The organism is Aliikangiella coralliicola (assembly GCF_007004725.1).
In the GTDB taxonomy this organism is placed as follows: Bacteria; Pseudomonadota; Gammaproteobacteria; order Enterobacterales; family Kangiellaceae; genus Aliikangiella; species Aliikangiella coralliicola.
The window spans coordinates 22,324-38,846 of sequence record NZ_ML660169.1; the positions used below are offsets into that span (position 1 = coordinate 22,324).

Below are 16,523 nucleotides of genomic sequence, written 5' to 3' on the forward strand. Positions count from 1 at the left end.
TCTATTAATGCTACAAAAGGTGATATAGAGCTTATAGGGTTTTGCCAATGCCCCTCATCATAATGTTCTGGCGCCCATGCCTTCAGTTGTCACCTGTATCAGCAGCCTTTTTACTGCGATTGTCAAACGTATCTTCACAGTAACTCTTAAGACCTACCAATCTATCTTTAACTGTCTTCCTAAAGTACAGGACAGCTAGCCGATCAGTAATAAATGGTAGTGCCCACTTCTTCGACTTAATGGAATATCGAAACTTAGCTTTTGTTCTGCCATTATCTAAAGGCTTAAAAATCCAGCTCCCGACAAAACTATCTAGAAATATTGGCCCTTTAACCATCGCTATTGTCGTTGTTGTTGGAGGTGAAACTTGTATAAATTCAACTTCCATTTCCAGGGAAGATTTCGCTTTCACGTATGCTCTAGTGCCTTTAGATATTTTGTCGTCACCATTGAGAAGCTGAACTCGTTCAGGGAATGGATCCCAATCATATCTGACGGAGTAATCCTGAGAAACTTTATAAACTTCATCCGGTGAAGAGGATATTTCAATTTCAAATTGTGCTATCGCCATATAATTACCTAATGCCTAATCAAATTTCACAGCCAGATAAAGGTCTTATTTTTTGTTAGCAGATTGACTCACTGTGTAGTTAACCATAACTGTATCGAATATTTACCTGACTCCTAAGCAAAGTCAACATTGGACTTATTAAGATTAGCGGTGTTTCTTTACAAACTTAACTATCACTGACGGTTTATTTAAATAATCAAATAAATATTGTTATCAGAGAAAGTAATGAAAGTGCAAAAATTGGAGAATGTTGAAACGTGGTTCTGATATGAGAAAAAATCGATAAAACATAAAGCAATAAGTTAAAGCTACCCTCCCCCTACAAAAAGTTAAACAGATTTAACCCTTGCACTCTAACAAAACTGGCCTGAGCCGCCTCTAATACAACAAGCTGCTGAGAAAACCGTGTCGATGCCTCCACAACATCTAAATCCTGAACATCAGACAAGGTTGATTTGCTGGTGATTAATAATGACAGGTTACTATTAAATTCCGAGTCAACCGCATTTAGCCTGCTACCAACTCTACCGCGGACAACATCAACATTTTGCATATGTCCTTCCAGAGTTTCTTGAACACTATTAATTGTGCTAAGGAACTTAGCAGTATTAGCGGGACTTTGAGAAAAACTTTCCGCCGCGTCAATCGCGGTTTGAATTGTTGTGAAAAGATCTTCTGAACTACTGGGCGCGATATGGAATTGATCACCAGCAACCGGCGCGCCGGCAACTTGTGTTGTAATGCCGTTGAAAGAAATTTGATCGCCTTCTTGCCAGATGGTTGCGGGTACTATCGTCCCCGCACTGACGTCACCGGTGACAGTATAGGTTGTGTTACCGTTTATGTCTGTACCAAAAGTAATTGTGTATGGTTCGGCCAAAAAGTTGGGAGGCGCTTGATAGTCTCCAGGCGAAATAATGCCAGAACCGGTGTTCGCAGTATTTGCGGAAGTGATGAATTTTCCGTTACCATTTTTTGTATCAACGAAAACATCAAATCCCGGATCTGATACAGCGACAACAACGCCACTACTGACTCTTAACATTCGTTGGTTTTGATCGCCATTGTAAACATAATTTCCTGCAGCATCTCGCGCAAACGGCTGTGTTTTTACTTTGCTACCGGAAAATAGATAGTCGCCGTTTGCATTTTTTGTATTGGCCAGGCCGAGTAATTCCCCCAGCCTTTCTTTCATTTCAACGGCGACACTATTGATCTCATCTTCACCATAAGTACCATTTCCCATTTCAACGGTTAGACTGCGAATGCGAAATAAGATATCCGTTACGCTAGCTAACACGCTTTCTTCTAATTCATTATTCGATTTGGCCGCGTCGCCATTCACATTAAATTGTTCTAATTGCGCAATTTCCGTTTGTAAAAAACTAATCGACGTTGCCGCTACTGGATCGTCAGAAGGTTTTAACACTCTTTTCTGTGTAGCTAACTGAAGTTGAGTATGCTGGATATCGGCCTGCCGTAAGAGAAGTTCTCTCACGCCTGCACTGGTCATTTGTGTTGTCGATAATCTCATTTACTTTACTCTCGTTCTTTAATAAACGAAATTGGCGTTAAAGATATCAGGCGATCTCACCAATAATCCTGTTTTACTCGCTAATTTCTTAAAACTCTTATCTTACTGAATCCAAGACCGTCTGAAACAAGGTTCTCGCTACCGAGATCACCTGGGCTGAAGCTTCATAAGCTTGTTGAAACTTTATTAAATTCGCCGCCTCCTCATCTAAGTTGACGCCTGAAGTACTTTGTTTTCTCTCGTTTGCCTGGAACAAAAGACTTTCGGCTGCATCACGTTTGATTTCAGCGGCTTGAGTATTAACACCAACACTACTAATAATTCGTCCGAAGGCTTGCTGAAAATTAGAGTTACCGTTGTCTAATGTGTTTGCAAACTGCAACTCGCCCAGTAAAGAAATATTTGAGTTATTACCCGCGCCGTTAGCATTATAACTAATGTCAAAATCATCGCCGGCTTGCGGATCTCCAGAAATTGTGACTTCATATCCATAGGCGTTATAAGGCGCACCGGCCAGAGCCAACATATTATTTTCCTGATTGGGAACAAACCCGGTAACACCGCCGACCAATAGCACTGGAACGCCTGTTGTCATATCATAGAGAGAAAACTCTCCGGGCGTCGCATCAAACTCGATTCTAATTGGAGGCGCAAGGTTTCCTGGCGTTGTGGTAAATTGCGCGGTTGATGTATCAGTCACCGTCAACGCAGTAATGCTACCGGATCCAATATTAGTTGAAGCTTGTTCACCTCGAATGGGCGATGCCGCAGCAATTTGTTCTGGTGTCGTTACTAAAACGTCGATATCTCGCGCAAAATTTCGCGTATTTTGAAACTCAAATGCGTCGCCATTATTCGCTGCGCCAGAAAGAAAATTAATCGTAAATCCTTCAGCAGCGACCTGCACGGTATCAGGTACTACACCAGGCGGCGCGAAGGTCGCGATGGTAGCGTTATTGGATAAATCAAACAACTGGTAGTTCCCACCAATTAAACGTAATTGATAATTAGAATCCGTAAGCAAAGAAGGATCGTCAATGGTAATACTTAACGTCGCATTACCGGTATTTGAGGTTGATGCAATCACTCTTGACGCTTCGATGCTGGCAGAGTTCATATCAGTAAAAAAAGCACCGCCAAGCTGGTTGTTTAAATCAAGTCCGAGCTGGTGTTGATTATTAAAGGAATTTGAAATTCCTATCGCCACTCTTCCTAAAGTATTGAATGCAGGTTCAATGACATCGTCCACGACATCTAATAAACCGCCCAACTCACCACCGGTCAGATTGTTTGTGATATCAATTGCGGAACTACCTGCAGTGATACTGAGCTGCATGCTTCTTGGGTCTAATGGATCAACGGTCGCGCTAAGCGTATTTGATAAAGAACCGACAACTAATGATTGGCCGGTACCGATAAATACATTAAGACTGCCATCATCCTGCTCGAGAGTCTGAACCCCAATTAATTCACTGAGCCGCGTAATTTCTCTATCTCTTCGATCCAGCAGATCAGGTGGTGCACTGCCTGGAGAACCAGCTATCTGGTTATTCAATTTTGCAATGGAATCAGCAAGAGCCGAAATTTCACTGGCGATAGAATCAATGCTTCCATTTATTTCACTAATCTGATTTTCTAATTGCGAATGCACCTGTTCAAACCGTGAAGCCATCGTCTCGGCTTCACTGAGCATAACTTGTCTTGCAGGAACCGAAGCCGGATCATTAACGACGCCTTGCAACGCCGTATAAAATTTTTGAATGGCATTGTTGATACCATTGTCACTATCGGCCAATAATCCATCAACTCGCTGAGCTTGGTTGAGAAAACTCTCAAAGTTATTAAAATCTGCAGTCGCCGCCTGGAGTTCTAACTGTTGGGTCGCTTCGAATATTCTCCGAACATTACCTACCTCGACACCTGTACCAAAAAAATTACCACCAATAAACTCAGGCGTTCGTGCGCTTTGGTCAATTCTCTGGCGGGAATAGCCTTCGACATTAGCGTTGGCTATATTGTGAGAAGTGGTGGCAATTGACGCTTGATTGGTCAATAACCCCGAAATGCTGATGTCAAAAATACCCATAGTCTTAACCTGATAATCAAATGGTTCTCGGTCAATCGCCCCCCAGCCAAATCAGTCTGATTTAACTTACTGCGATTTAACTTACTTCCAAAACTTACTCTCCCGAGTCAACTTTTTGAATCACATCTTCACCGAGAATCCGCAAAATTTTATTTGCGTAGTTTGGATCGGTCGCATAACCTGAATCTTGCAACTCCTGAATGTAAACATTCGGGCTTTCACTCGACTCTAGTGCCTTTTGATAACGAGGACTCCCTGAAATGAAGTCTACGTAATCGTTAAAAGACTCAGAAAAATTTTGATACTTTCTGAATGAAGCATTGACCTTATGAACCTGCTGAGCCTCGACTTCTAAAGTATCAATATTGATGCTCTCCCCTTTCCAATTGTTGCCTGCTTTAATCCCAAAAAGATTAAAACCAGGTTTGCCCGAGTTATCGTGCATAATAAATTTTCCCCAACCAGTTTCCAACGCGGCTTGGGCGATCAACAGTTTAGGTTCAAGATTTAACTTTTGAGCAGCGGCTTTAGCGTATGGCCACAACTCAGCCACAAATTCTTTCGCTTCGCTAAACAATGACTTTTTCTCTGGCTTAACAACCTCTGTATTAATAACGTTCGTATTAACAACTGTTTTATTAACAAGCGCTGAGTCAGCAGAGTCGACTTTTCGTTTTTCATCTTCGCTGGTTAAAAAACTTGAATTCTTAGTAGCTAAATTACTCTGAGCCAAAACAACATTTGTCACGTCAATAGCGTCAATTGGATTAGACGGTTCAGCAGACTTCAGAGATACCGAATCTGAAACCCCATCAATTGAAGATGACTTATCCAGGTTAAAACGTTCTTTTACACTTGTTGTTAATTCAGATACCAGACTATCCTGATCGTTAATCTGTTTTTCCTTAGTCGAATCCATAGCCGACAACGAGCCTTTTTGCCGCATTAATTGCGCCATCATTAATTCCGAAATTCCCAGCGTTCCTTTCTGTGATAAATCGATAGATAGCTGTTCATCTAACATTGAGGTGAACATTTTTTCCTGTTGGCTGCTAAAAAGTGAATCACCACCGATCACTTCACTTGCCTGGCGCATTGACTTAAGCATCAGGTTAAGGAAAAAGGCTTCAAACTCTTTGGCGGCTTTTTTTAGTGCGCCGGCCTCATCGCTTAGTCCTTGTTGACGAATAGCATCCAGCGAATTCAAATCTGAATAAATGCTCGCTTGTTCAAATTGTCTGGATGTATTAATAGCGTCCATTAAGTAGCTCGGTTACGAAATAAAAAGTTAAATCACGATGAGATCGCCGCTAATCGCACCGGCTTGTTTTAGCGCTTCCAAAATCGCCATAACGTCACCGGGAGCAGCGCCAACAGCATTCACCGCTTCAACCAACTGTTGCAAAGTTGCACCCGGTTTAAAATGAAACATTCGGGTATTTTCAGCATCGATTTCAATTTCAGAATCTTGGGTAGTAACTGTGTCTCCCTGCCCTAATGGTGCAGGTTGACTCACATCCTGGCTTTCCTTAATTCTGACAATTAAATTACCATGAGCGATTGCCGCTTCCTTCAAATTAACATGCTTGCCGATGACAATGGTGCCGGTTCGAGAATTCACAACAATTCGACCAATTGGTTCGGCGGGACTGATTTCTATATTTTCTAAAACAGAAAGATAGTTAATTCGTTGTGCCGCATCTCTTGGCGCATTGACCTGAACGGAAGTTTGGTCAATCGGTTTAGCAGTATTAGGCCCGATCAATCGGTTGATTGATTTTGCCAGGCGAACTGCGGTTGTGAAATCTGGCTTGTGTAAATTGAAAACCAGGAACTCATTAGTCAGAAAATTAGTAGTCACAGTCTGCTCGACTGAAGCGCCATTAGGCACTCTTCCCACCGTTTGATGGTTAACGCTAATTCTCGAACCATCACTCCCCTGAGCACCAAATCCGCCCACGACCAAGTTACCCTGTGCAATCGCATAAGTCTTTCCGTCAACGCCTCTTAATGGCGTCATTAAAAGTGTGCCGCCGCGTAAACTTTTCGCTTCGCCTAAACTACTCACGGTGATATCAATCGTTTGCCCGGCTTTAGCAAAAGCAGGTAAAGTTGCATGAACTGCGACAGCGGCCGAATTGTTGAGTTTTAATTGACTGCCAGGCGGAACATTGATACCGAAACGTGCCAGCATGGTTCGAAAAGTTTGTTCGGTGTAACGTGTTTTTTCACCGGTACCATCTAACCCAACGACTAAGCCATAACCGATTAATTGATTTTCCCGCACGCCCTGTACACTGGTAATATCTTTAATACGCTCAGCCATGGCAATTTCACAACTGGCGAGAATTAAAAGTGTCCAAAGTAAACGTGGTAACTTCATCATAATCTCCTAAAATGGCCACCAGCCAGAATTAAAGAAACGCGATAACCAACCTTCTTCGTTCGCTTCTGCAAGAGGACCTGTACCGCCGTATGAAATACGGGCATTGGCAATTCTCGTTGAGGTGATCTGATTGTCTTTATCAATATCTTCTGGGCGAATAATACCGGCAACACGGATAAACTCACTCCCTTGATTAAGCGATATCCACTTCTCACCCTTAATCGCTAAATTTCCATTTGGATATACTTGATGAATAGTAACGGTAATTGTGCCTTGAAGCTGATTACTCTGCTCACTATCGGTTTCTGCTTTAAAAGAGTTCGCACCAGTGTAACTAACTCCCAGATTTGAGGTTCCGCCACCAACATTGACATTGGCATTGCCTAGTAACGTCGGCGCTCCCATGCTTAGTGTTGTGTCTTTACCAAGCTCTGTATCTGCTGTTTTCGTAGCATTAGTCCGTTCTGACAAAACAATGGTAATGATATCGCCGATTCGATGGGCTTTTTTATCCTGGAATAACATTTGTGCAGAAGCCGGATTAAAAATCGCGCCAGGATTACTTTGACTAGTGTCTGTCACTTCAGGGAAAGCCGGCGCCCAGTTAGGATCATCCATAGACGCATTTTGATAAATAGTTTTGCAACCAGATAACAAAAAAGCAGATCCCGTGAATATTATTAGCAGCGTTCGATTAAAATTCATAAACAAATACTCTCTAAAGCGCCGAATCATTTAAAGTGTCTGATTAATGAACTGCAACATTTGATCCACCGCAGAAAGAACTTTTGCATTGGTCTCATAAGTTCGTTGAGTCTCGATCATTGCAACCAGCTCTTCCACCGTAGAAACATTAGAGGTTTCCAATTGTCCACCACGTACTGCACCCAGGCCATCGAGTCCAGGCGTACCAACGACTGGCGCACCGCTACTACCAGTTTCAATGAAGAGGTTTTCGCCGATTGGTTGTAATCCGCTCGGATTCACAAAATCAGCTAACTGTAAATTACCGACAACCGTTGGCGCAGCAACGCCTTGCTCCTGCACTGAAATCGTACCGTCAGTCGCCACGTCTAAACTGGTTGAAGTTTGTGGAATGGTAAAACCAGGCTGCAAAACATAGCCGTTTCCCTGGGTAACAATTTGCCCATTTTCATCGAGTCCAAAATTTCCTGCTCGCGTATAAGCAGTCGAACCGTCTGGTAGTAACACCTGGAAAAAACCGGCTCCTTGAATAGCCATATCTAATTGATTTTCGCTAGTTTGAAAACTTCCCTGGGTGTGAATTTTTTGTGTCGCTACAACCTTTACACCTGTTCCTAATTGCAAACCTGAAGGTAACCGACTATCAGCCGAAGATTGTGCCCCCGGCTGACGTAAATTTTGATAAAAGAGATCTTCAAATGCGACCCGAGACTTTTTAAATCCAACGGTTCCCGCGTTCGCAAGATTATTTGAAATAACTGCCAAATCTTTGGTTTGCGCTTCGAGACCCGTTTGCGAAATCCACAATGCAGGATGCATAATTTTTACCTCTTAAAAAAATAATTCATAATTGCTAATTAATAATTAGCAGATTAACCTACGGCTGTAACAACCGGTCGAGAGAACGTCCTCGTTCTTCCACCGATGACATAAGTTTTACCTGAACTTCAAATTGACGAGATAACGAAATCATATTGGTCAGCTCTTCAACCACGCTAACATTACTTCCTTCTAAAACGCCGCTCTCTAAAGACACCGCAGCGTCAGCAATAAAAGGCTCATTGTTGCGACTAATGAACAGACCTTCTCGATTTTTTTCTAACGTAGAAATATCAGGATTGACCATCTTGATACGATCAATAATTGCGGTTGCATTGGCTTCAGCACCCAGAGGCAAAATTGTGATTGTGCCGTCTTTGGCGATATCAATTTTTTCAAACGGCGGTAATGCAATAGGGCCGCCATCGCCTACAATTGGCTGATTAGCACCATTGAGCAATGCACCGTTAGGCGTTATTTTTAGATCGCCTCGTCGTGATAAAAGTTCTTCGCCTTGCTCATTGTGAACAACAAACCAACCTTCGCCGCGAATGGAAATATCAAGGCTTCTTCCTGTTGTAACTGCGCTACCGGCATCAAAGTTATAACCCGGTCTCTCAGTCATCGCAAACGCCCTGCTGGGCAAACCTTCTCCGTAAACAGGCATAGAGCGAAATTGAGCCAGGTCAGCTTTGAATGCAGTGGTATTTGCGTTCGCCAGATTATTAGCAGTGGTTGCTTGCGCCAGCGAAGTTTCGCGCGCCCCGGTCATGGAAATGTACAACATATTATCCATTGATATCTTCTCGCCTCTAATCTAACTTTTCGTTTCAAACTACATGCGTGTTACTAATATTCGTCGATCAAAATTAACGGATATTAATAATCGCCTGAGTCACAGTGTTGTTAGTTTCAATCGATTTCGCGTTCGCCTGAAAGTTTCGTTGCGCCGCGATTAAATTAACCAATTGCGCAGTTAAATCAACGTTGGAAACTTCAAGGGCCCCAGAACGAACCTGACCAAAACTCGACGTCAATGCTTCCCCAACCAGTGGTGCACCAGAATCGATGGTATCTTGCCAGGAATTATTTCCTACCTGCCCTAGACCTTGAGCATTTTGAAAACGTGCTAATGCGATTTTTCCAAGCGCCGTCGTTTGGCCGTTACTGAAGTTGGCTCGAACGACACCAGTGTCAGAAATTTCCACACCGGTTAGTCGACCGATGGGAAAACCATTTTGGTCTAACACATTTACAGTAAAGGGTGAGGAAAATTGGGTCGCATTATTATTGGCGTAATTAAAACTGATTAGCTGTGTTGGATCAGAGCCATTTAAGAAATCGATAGCAGTGGTAGTAATGACCGATGGAACATTCGCTACAAAACTACCAGAGTTATCAAAAGTCAGGGTGTGATAAGTCTGTCCACCAGCACCAACCGGCGCAGTATCACCCGGGCCCACGTCTGCGATATTTAAAGGAAGTGTCGCACCGTTGGCATCAGTAGAGTTGTAATAAGTCGCCCACTGGTTATCCGCGATTTTCACGTAATAGGCGGTCACAACATGACTTTCGCCCAGACTATCAAAAACTGTCAATGAAGTTGACGCGTTAAAGGTTGAAGTTTGTAGCGGATCAAAAGCAAGTGGGTCAAGAATATTTCCGTTGGCCGGTAAATTTACCCCAATATCAACCAATGAAGTCACCGTTGGAACACCTGCAGTTTGTGGTAACTGCAAAGGAATAGTGCTAGACAAACTAGTTGCCGTCACGGTTCCGTCTGCGTTTACCGGAAATACCTGAAGCCTGGCACCCGCGTTGTTAACCACAAAACCATTACTATCAACGCCCATTTCGCCATTTCGTGTAAAGATACTATTTGAATTAGTTTCACTGGGGCTCAAGATAAAAAAGCCTTCTCCTGAAACCGCAAGGTCTAATGTGTTAGAAGTAAATTCTAAATTACCCTGGTTAAACTGTTGCGCAACATTGGCTAACAAAACACCGTTACCAATCGCTGTTCCCGAACTACCAAAAGAGGTTGTCGAAAAAATATCAGCAAATTCTGCTCGGGATTCTTTAAATCCTGTGGTCGCCACATTTGCAATGTTGTTAGCGGTGACATTTAATTCTGCCTGTGCTGCATTTAACCCACTCAATGCTGTATTAAATGACATAACTGCTCTCCTGTATTAAGCCGGATGTTGTCGAAAAAGTCTGTCGAAAAAAATCTGTCAAAAAAGTCTGTCGAAAGAACTCTTTAAAAAATGTTGTAAACTGGTTAACCAATTTCTTTAACGTCACTAAATTCAATTTGGCCCAACCCTGTCAGGTTGAGCAAAACACCACCTTCTGATCCGCCGAGGTTGACACTTTCCACGCGCGCGACAACGGAAGTTGCCAACTGCTCAGTAGAACCACCAACCTGACCATAAGCGGCAATGGAATATAAACCCGGTGGTAATCTTTCACCGTTGCTGTCTAATCCATCCCAAACGAAGTCAACATCGCCGGCTTCGTGAGAACCAAAATCACTTGAAAAAACAACTTGGCCGGCCTCATCTTTCACTTCCACTCGAATGTTCGTTGTTGAAGCTTCCAGATTTAACTGTCCACCAATTGCGGCCCCTTCCATCAAGTAGGCATCTGATCCGGGGATCAATACACTTCGTCCTACTAGAGAAGAAGCTTGTAACGCCTGATTGGAAGTTAACGAGTTTGATAATTCACCAAATTGATTCACCAGCGTTTGTAAACTGTCGACGCTGGCAAATTGAGACATTTGAGAAATAAATTCTTTGTTATCAACCGGCGCAGTTGGATCCTGATAAGCCAACTGAGTCGTCAACAATGCAAGAAAGTCAGCTTGCCCCAGTTCTTTCTTAACTTCTCTGGTTGCTGCCTGATGGGTGTTTAATCCCAGTTCAGAATAATCGGTTGAGTTAATACCTGTTGTCATGGCTTTATACTCTTGTTTCTACTTAACGTGTTTCTCGGGTTTAGTGCTAGTGTTAAAATCACTGCCCCAATGTAAGCGTTCTGGTTAAAAGGTGCTTCGTCATGGTGGCGACCTGAACATTACTTTGATAAGAGCGCGATGCCGAAATCATGTTCGCCATTTCTTCCACAATATTGATATTGGGGGCATAAACAAAACCTTGCTCATCCGCGAGCGGATTTTCCGGCTGATAACGCGCTATAGGTGCGGCCTGACTTTCGACAATGCCTGCGACACTGACACCAGCACTCGCGTTGCCATTTTGTCCCTGGGCGGCAATCCCATTCATGACCGCCTGAAATACTGGATGGCGAGCCTTGTAGGTTTCACCGCTACTGCTAGCAACGCTGTCAGCATTGGCAATGTTACTTGCCGTCGTATTTAACCTGATACTCTGCGCTGACATGGCAGAACCGCTGATATCAAAGATGTCGTATAAACCCACCTGACTTCTCCTGTAAAATATTTTTCGGTTAAAAACTTTCCGAAAGTCTACTTTCCTAAGATCTGCTTTCCGAAAATTGACTATTTAACTTTTCTTTATTCGCCTTTAATGGCTGCGATCAAACCTTTGATTTTTCCATTCAGAAATCTCAAAGAGGCCTGGTACTGCATGGCGTTTTCAGCAAACTTGGCTTGTTCAGTTTGTGCATCGACGCTATTACCATCACCCGTATCCGGCTGCGTTGGAATTCTGTAACTCAGCCCGGGAATTGCATTATCAAACTGGGTGCCGAGTCTGCTATCCAAATGTGCTTCGTGTGTTCTTTTTAATGCACCCGATTGATTCGATTGAGCTAACTGGAGCGCTTTGGAAAAGTCTATGTCTCTTGCTTTGAAGTTTGGTGTATCAGCGTTGGCTAAGTTATTCGCAAGCACCTCGGCTCTCTGAGACCGGATGGTCAACGCCGTTTCGTGAATACCAAATGCTTTTTCAAAGTTGATTGACATAGTTTTCCGCAGCTCCAATATCTAGGATTTATTCGGGCCTCTGACCGCCATAGGAATAAATTCAAATAACAACATTGCAATCGTTATGCCAATAACCAGAAGGCTATTTTATTGGGCTACAAGCTCGACGCCATTTTAAAGCGGCAACCCGAATCCGCTTGAGCGGCAAAAGATGAAGGAAAGAAAGTGTGGATTTGAGCAGGAAAACAGTCAAGAGAACTTGGCTTGACTGTTAATTAACCTGAGGTTTGGATAAGGGAATTCAAAAGACTTCCCAGTAGACTATTATTTCAATCCTTTAAAATAATTTTTGATGAATTGATTAACTCAATATTGGCCAGTGTCACTATTTTTGTGTCTATCAAGGCAAGGATGTGAAGCAATAGCAAGCTATTGAAAACAGACTTAACGTAGAGAGCCGCAAAAATAGGGGCGCTGGGGAATTTCCTTATCTGAATCTCAGGTTAATTACCCAATGAGAAATGAATCAAGCTTCTTTCTGGTAAACCAAACCGGGGTTGCAACGAACCATTTTCATTGGTTTAGAACCACGAGTCAGCGCTTCAGAAGAACCCAGAAATAAATATCCGCCCGGTTTTAAATTGTCAATTAACCCGTTGATAACACGGGTTTTATTTTCATTAGAAAAATAAATTAAAACATTACGACAGAAAATAACATCGAACTTACCCAAGCTATAGGGCAGGCTGAGCAAATTGAGAGGTTGATAGCGAATCTTGTTACGTAGCTTGGTATTAACTTGCCAGTCACCACCATCAGCAGGTGAAAAAAAACGCTTGAGTTTTTCTTGTGGCATGCCGCGATTGAGTTCAATTTGCTGGTAGATTCCAGTGCGCGCTTTGGTAAGCACTCTATCAGACAGATCCGTCGCAATAATCTCACTGTTATTTAAAGTGCCCATTTCATCCAATTGCATGGCAATTGAATAAGGCTCTTGACCGGTTGAACAGGCCGCACACCAGATCCGAAAATTAAAGCTCTTTTTTCTGAGTTCGGGGACAATAGTTGAGCGCAAATATTCGAAGGGATAACGATCACGAAACCACAAAGTTTCGTTGGTCGTCATACGCTCAACAACAAGTTTGAGAAGCGGCGTGCCGCCGGGCCTCGAGATTTGATCTAACAAATTGGATAAAGAGGAAAGCCCTTTTTCCTGAATGAGGTTACTGAGTCGGCTAACGACCAGGTACTGCTTATTATCGCCGAGCAGTATTCCGCTTTGCTTCTCTAAGATAAGTTTAAAGCGCTCATAATCGGCTAATGATATTTCCATGAGCTGGGTCTAATCTTCTACTTTATTAATCTTCTAGTTCCATTCTTTTCTGCACAGCTTGTGCCAGCTCATCCGGATTAAACTTAGGGATAAAATCATTTGCACCAACTTTTTGCACCATTGCCTCGTTAAAGACACCACTTAATGATGTATGTAGCATTACCCACATATGACTGAGTTTATCGTTACCTCTAATTTCAGCGGTGAGAGTATATCCATCCATCTCCGGCATTTCAATGTCGGAAATAAGTAGTAAGACCTCATCGTCAACCGACTGACCATTCGCGACTATCCCCTCCAGATATTCCAATGCCTCTTTACCGTCTTTACACAATTTAGTCTGAAAACCTAACTGTTCAATTGTTCTTTTGATTTGTCCACGAGCCACCGAAGAATCATCCGCAATTAACACGACTTTATCTTGTGGCGCTTTGCCTGCTTGCTCTTCCACGATCTCCGCACTAACAGTTGCATCGTTAGGTGTAATTTCAGCGAGAACTTTCTCGACATCAATAATTTCAACTAACTGACCGCCAATGTCAGTAACAGCGGTTAGATAACTGGATTTTCCTGAACCCTTGGGTGGTGGATGAATATCGCTCCAGTTCATATTGACAATCCGTTCTACTGAATTCACCAGAAACCCCTGTACTTTCCGGTTATACTCCGCAATCACCACAAAACAATTTTGCACATTACCCAGCGAAGGTCCTCCCACGGCGAGACTCAAATCGATGACTGAAATTGTCATCCCACGAATATGAGCAACGCCACGAACAACCGGGTTGCGTTGAGGCAATTCAGTCAGTTCAGGACATTGAAGAACTTCTCTCACCTTAAAAACATTAATGCCATAAACCTGCTTGCCTTTTAACCTGAACAAAAGCAGTTCGAGCCGGTTCTGACCCACCATTTGTGTTCTCTGGTTAACCGAATCAAGAATACTCGACATTACTTACCTTCCTATCACTTTAAAAATATGAATGATTTATCTCTATGCGGCACACAATTTGCTTATTTGTTTATATATTTAACTTTGCTTAACTTGTAGCGGGTCATATTGGTAGAGACTAGCGTCAATGGTGCCAAAACGGCACATTTTATTCAGGTTAAGACGTATTTTTGACTAAATACCAGTTAAATAATGGTTAAGCCTCGATAAAGCACTGAAAGTGAGGCAATTAACAAGCGCGCAGACAAATACCGCAACTTGCGTGTTATTGGTTTTAAGTATAGTCAATATTCGTAAAACAACAGGAAAATCATGAAATTAATTAACGATAGCGATCCAGAGAAATTAGCCCTAACAAGGCAGTTTACGGACAATTCAATGTTTTTTTTAATGATATTGCTATTGATAATCTCGTTGCCATTAACGGCGAAAAACGCTGAAAACTATCAGTCTCTGGAAGAAATTCGCCAAGCGGCAAAAAAATTCCTTGAGGAAAAGCAACCTTCTGCCGATATAGCAAGTACCGAGATTACTGTCGGTCATATTGACCCTAGAACTCGATTGCAATTATGTGACAATGGATTGGTTGCTTTTCTGCCAAGCGGCAGCCGACTAAAGGGTAAAACCACGGTTGGCGTACGTTGTAATGGTAAACAAAGCTGGAAGCTGTTTCTTTCTGCAAAAATTGAGCGTTACCAACATGTGTGGGTGACAACCAGGAACTTAAGACCGAGTGATATATTGACCAAATCAGATTTAACCAGGCAAAGAGTATTGACTACTAATATGCGCAAAATTCCGGTTGAAGACATTGCGCTTATTATGAACACGAGCCCGAAGCGCTCGATGCGTAGCGGTTCTGTGATTTTTCAGGATAGCGTTTGCATGGTTTGTAAAGGTCAGAAAGTGAGTGTTTCGGCAAACAGTCAATTTATTACTATTAACGTGGACGGTATGGCGCTTAATGACGCAGCGCTGGGTGAAACAGCCCAGGTGAGAAATTCAAAATCAAAACGCATTTTTGGTGCTATAGTTACCGGAAAAAACCAATTAAGCGTTAACTTAGCAGGTACAAATTAAATTATGGTTATGGATATTCGCAGTCTGGTACCGGGGCACACCAAAGCTAACCTGGGAAAGACAGATAAATCTCGTAAGAAAGGTTCTTCTAACGAATCCAGTTCCAACGCAGTTGAAGCGGATGACTCTGTCAGTTTGACGGGACAGGCTTCACAGATCAATAGCCTTATTCAACAAATGAAGGCTGCGCCTGTGCTCGACCCAGATAGAGTTTCTCCGGTAAAAGAGAAGCTGGACAATAACAAATACGAAATTGAATATGAGCAGGTGGCCAATAAAATGCTCGATTTCGAAGCTGATTATTATCGCCATTAATGGTCATGAATGATGATTTTATTTGCAGCCAGCTCAGCAAATCATTCAATCGAATTACGATAAGGTGCAACTATGAACAGTGCTCAACTTTGCCAAACGTTGATTAATCAATGGCAACAAGACTACCAGCAGTTACACGATATTCTCAACAGCGAACAGGTTGCTTTAGAAAACCGAGATTTCGCGTCATTAACTAAGCTTATCAAAGAAAAAGATAGTCTGGTCCAGACGATTAACAAACACAATATTCCGCCGATTTTAAAACAGCACGGCATTAGCGTATCTAGCATGAATGAGTTCAAACACTATTGTTTTGCCGACGAACAACTCGCCCCTGTCTGGCGAGAATTAATGGGACTGGTAGAAAAATGTAGCTTTAAAAACGAAGTGAACTCCAGGCTTATTGAACTTCTTAATGTCTCTTGCAGAAGAACTTTCAATTTGATTAAGGGATTCGATCCCGATAATAATATTTATAACGCCAGCGGTGATAGAACTGCCGTGAAACATTTTAGCGCTTCTATTTCTGCCTGACCTGAGTTCTGGATAAGAACTCAGTTTGCCTGTTTATAAAGTTCGAAAACGATCAATTTATGATCGATTAGATGTTTTAGATCGATTAAATATTTTAAATCACTCAAAAAGTTATTCCATTTATCCCCACTTTTAGTGGATATCATTGGGGATAACTCTTGCAACCCGTTGCAATAACTTGGTTACAGACAATTGTTGATTTCTTGATCTGATCATTCTTTGATCTGAGTAATCTTTGATCGAAAAAATTTTTTTAAGTGAGGAAGTAAAACAGCAAACTGCAATCTCGAATGCAATA

The 16,523-nt window shown here is 42.4% G+C and carries 17 protein-coding genes; 3 read left to right on the plus strand and 14 right to left on the minus strand.

The annotated features are described in order from the left end of the window. Positions 1 to 82 precede the first annotated feature (82 nt). From FLL46_RS20910 to FLL46_RS20975, 14 genes are all read right to left on the minus strand, one after another. Positions 83 to 571, minus strand: a complete 489-nt coding sequence (locus tag FLL46_RS20910; RefSeq protein WP_142933355.1) for an SRPBCC family protein — start codon at positions 569 to 571, stop codon at positions 83 to 85. Positions 572 to 890: 319 nt separating this feature from the next. After that, positions 891 to 2,105, minus strand: a complete 1,215-nt coding sequence (gene flgL, locus FLL46_RS20915; RefSeq protein WP_142933356.1) for a flagellar hook-associated protein FlgL — start codon at positions 2,103 to 2,105, stop codon at positions 891 to 893. A 97-nt stretch (positions 2,106 to 2,202) separates the two neighbouring features. Continuing rightward, positions 2,203 to 4,191 (minus strand): flagellar hook-associated protein FlgK, encoded by a 1,989-nt coding sequence (gene flgK / locus FLL46_RS20920; protein WP_142933358.1) that lies wholly within the window; start codon positions 4,189 to 4,191, stop codon positions 2,203 to 2,205. Positions 4,192 to 4,285: 94 nt separating this feature from the next. After that, the gene (gene flgJ, locus FLL46_RS20925; protein ID WP_142933360.1) at positions 4,286 to 5,452 is read right to left on the minus strand and encodes a flagellar assembly peptidoglycan hydrolase FlgJ; all 1,167 of its coding nucleotides are present in this window, start codon (positions 5,450 to 5,452) and stop codon (positions 4,286 to 4,288) included. 27 nt (positions 5,453 to 5,479) lie between these two features. Beyond that, positions 5,480 to 6,574 (minus strand): flagellar basal body P-ring protein FlgI, encoded by a 1,095-nt coding sequence (locus FLL46_RS20930; protein WP_142933810.1) that lies wholly within the window; start codon positions 6,572 to 6,574, stop codon positions 5,480 to 5,482. Between the two features lie 9 nt (positions 6,575 to 6,583). After that, positions 6,584 to 7,282, minus strand: a complete 699-nt coding sequence (gene flgH, locus FLL46_RS20935) for a flagellar basal body L-ring protein FlgH (RefSeq protein ID WP_142933362.1) — start codon at positions 7,280 to 7,282, stop codon at positions 6,584 to 6,586. Between the two features lie 30 nt (positions 7,283 to 7,312). Then, positions 7,313 to 8,101, minus strand: coding sequence for a flagellar basal-body rod protein FlgG (gene flgG / locus FLL46_RS20940; RefSeq protein ID WP_142933364.1), 789 nt, complete (start codon positions 8,099 to 8,101; stop codon positions 7,313 to 7,315). Between the two features lie 58 nt (positions 8,102 to 8,159). Continuing rightward, positions 8,160 to 8,897 (minus strand): flagellar basal body rod protein FlgF, encoded by a 738-nt coding sequence (locus FLL46_RS20945; RefSeq protein WP_142933365.1) that lies wholly within the window; start codon positions 8,895 to 8,897, stop codon positions 8,160 to 8,162. 73 nt (positions 8,898 to 8,970) lie between these two features. Continuing rightward, the gene (flgE, locus tag FLL46_RS20950) at positions 8,971 to 10,278 is read right to left on the minus strand and encodes a flagellar hook protein FlgE (protein WP_142933367.1); all 1,308 of its coding nucleotides are present in this window, start codon (positions 10,276 to 10,278) and stop codon (positions 8,971 to 8,973) included. Between the two features lie 104 nt (positions 10,279 to 10,382). Further along, a complete protein-coding gene (locus tag FLL46_RS20955) occupies positions 10,383 to 11,060 on the minus strand; it encodes a flagellar hook assembly protein FlgD (protein WP_142933369.1) in 678 nt (225 codons plus the stop codon). 58 nt (positions 11,061 to 11,118) lie between these two features. After that, positions 11,119 to 11,544: a flagellar basal body rod protein FlgC gene (gene flgC / locus FLL46_RS20960; RefSeq protein ID WP_142933371.1), complete on the minus strand. Its 426-nt coding sequence runs from the start codon at positions 11,542 to 11,544 to the stop codon at positions 11,119 to 11,121. Positions 11,545 to 11,639: 95 nt separating this feature from the next. Next, on the minus strand, positions 11,640 to 12,050 hold the full coding sequence (flgB, locus tag FLL46_RS20965; RefSeq protein ID WP_142933374.1) for a flagellar basal body rod protein FlgB: 411 nt from the start codon (positions 12,048 to 12,050) through the stop codon (positions 11,640 to 11,642). A gap of 487 nt (positions 12,051 to 12,537) precedes the next feature. Further along, entirely contained in the window at positions 12,538 to 13,344 is an 807-nt protein-coding gene (locus FLL46_RS20970) for a CheR family methyltransferase (RefSeq protein ID WP_142933376.1), read from the minus strand. Between the two features lie 25 nt (positions 13,345 to 13,369). Further along, positions 13,370 to 14,296, minus strand: a complete 927-nt coding sequence (locus FLL46_RS20975; RefSeq protein ID WP_142933378.1) for a chemotaxis protein CheV — start codon at positions 14,294 to 14,296, stop codon at positions 13,370 to 13,372. Positions 14,297 to 14,608: 312 nt separating this feature from the next. Here FLL46_RS20975 and flgA point away from each other — a divergent pair, with 312 nt between their 5' ends. The 3 genes from flgA (at position 14,609) to FLL46_RS20990 (ending at position 16,225) form a co-directional block, all read left to right on the plus strand. After that, on the plus strand, positions 14,609 to 15,376 hold the full coding sequence (gene flgA / locus FLL46_RS20980; RefSeq protein WP_142933380.1) for a flagellar basal body P-ring formation chaperone FlgA: 768 nt from the start codon (positions 14,609 to 14,611) through the stop codon (positions 15,374 to 15,376). 3 nt (positions 15,377 to 15,379) lie between these two features. Then, positions 15,380 to 15,691: a flagellar biosynthesis anti-sigma factor FlgM gene (gene flgM / locus FLL46_RS20985; protein ID WP_142933382.1), complete on the plus strand. Its 312-nt coding sequence runs from the start codon at positions 15,380 to 15,382 to the stop codon at positions 15,689 to 15,691. A gap of 72 nt (positions 15,692 to 15,763) precedes the next feature. After that, the gene (locus tag FLL46_RS20990) at positions 15,764 to 16,225 is read left to right on the plus strand and encodes a flagella synthesis protein FlgN (RefSeq protein WP_142933384.1); all 462 of its coding nucleotides are present in this window, start codon (positions 15,764 to 15,766) and stop codon (positions 16,223 to 16,225) included. Positions 16,226 to 16,523: the final 298 nt, after the last annotated feature.

Excerpts from the sequence above, each read along its gene's own strand:
- FLL46_RS20910 (WP_142933355.1), bottom strand. The coding sequence starts at position 571 with ATGGCGATAGCACAATTTGAAATTGAAATATCCTCTTCACCGGATGAA.
- flgL (WP_142933356.1), bottom strand. The coding sequence starts at position 2,105 with ATGAGATTATCGACAACACAAATGACCAGTGCAGGCGTGAGAGAACTT.
- flgK (WP_142933358.1), bottom strand. The coding sequence starts at position 4,191 with ATGGGTATTTTTGACATCAGCATTTCGGGGTTATTGACCAATCAAGCG.
- flgJ (WP_142933360.1), bottom strand. The coding sequence starts at position 5,452 with ATGGACGCTATTAATACATCCAGACAATTTGAACAAGCGAGCATTTAT.
- FLL46_RS20930 (WP_142933810.1), bottom strand. The coding sequence starts at position 6,574 with ATGAAGTTACCACGTTTACTTTGGACACTTTTAATTCTCGCCAGTTGT.
- flgH (WP_142933362.1), bottom strand. The coding sequence starts at position 7,282 with ATGAATTTTAATCGAACGCTGCTAATAATATTCACGGGATCTGCTTTT.
- flgG (WP_142933364.1), bottom strand. The coding sequence starts at position 8,101 with ATGCATCCTGCATTGTGGATTTCGCAAACGGGTCTCGAAGCGCAAACC.
- FLL46_RS20945 (WP_142933365.1), bottom strand. The coding sequence starts at position 8,897 with ATGGATAATATGTTGTACATTTCCATGACCGGGGCGCGCGAAACTTCG.
- flgE (WP_142933367.1), bottom strand. The coding sequence starts at position 10,278 with ATGTCATTTAATACAGCATTGAGTGGGTTAAATGCAGCACAGGCAGAA.
- FLL46_RS20955 (WP_142933369.1), bottom strand. The coding sequence starts at position 11,060 with ATGACAACAGGTATTAACTCAACCGATTATTCTGAACTGGGATTAAAC.
- flgB (WP_142933374.1), bottom strand. The coding sequence starts at position 12,050 with ATGTCAATCAACTTTGAAAAAGCATTTGGTATTCACGAAACGGCGTTG.
- FLL46_RS20970 (WP_142933376.1), bottom strand. The coding sequence starts at position 13,344 with ATGGAAATATCATTAGCCGATTATGAGCGCTTTAAACTTATCTTAGAG.
- FLL46_RS20975 (WP_142933378.1), bottom strand. The coding sequence starts at position 14,296 with ATGTCGAGTATTCTTGATTCGGTTAACCAGAGAACACAAATGGTGGGT.
- flgA (WP_142933380.1), top strand. The coding sequence starts at position 14,609 with ATGAAATTAATTAACGATAGCGATCCAGAGAAATTAGCCCTAACAAGG.
- flgM (WP_142933382.1), top strand. The coding sequence starts at position 15,380 with ATGGTTATGGATATTCGCAGTCTGGTACCGGGGCACACCAAAGCTAAC.
- FLL46_RS20990 (WP_142933384.1), top strand. The coding sequence starts at position 15,764 with ATGAACAGTGCTCAACTTTGCCAAACGTTGATTAATCAATGGCAACAA.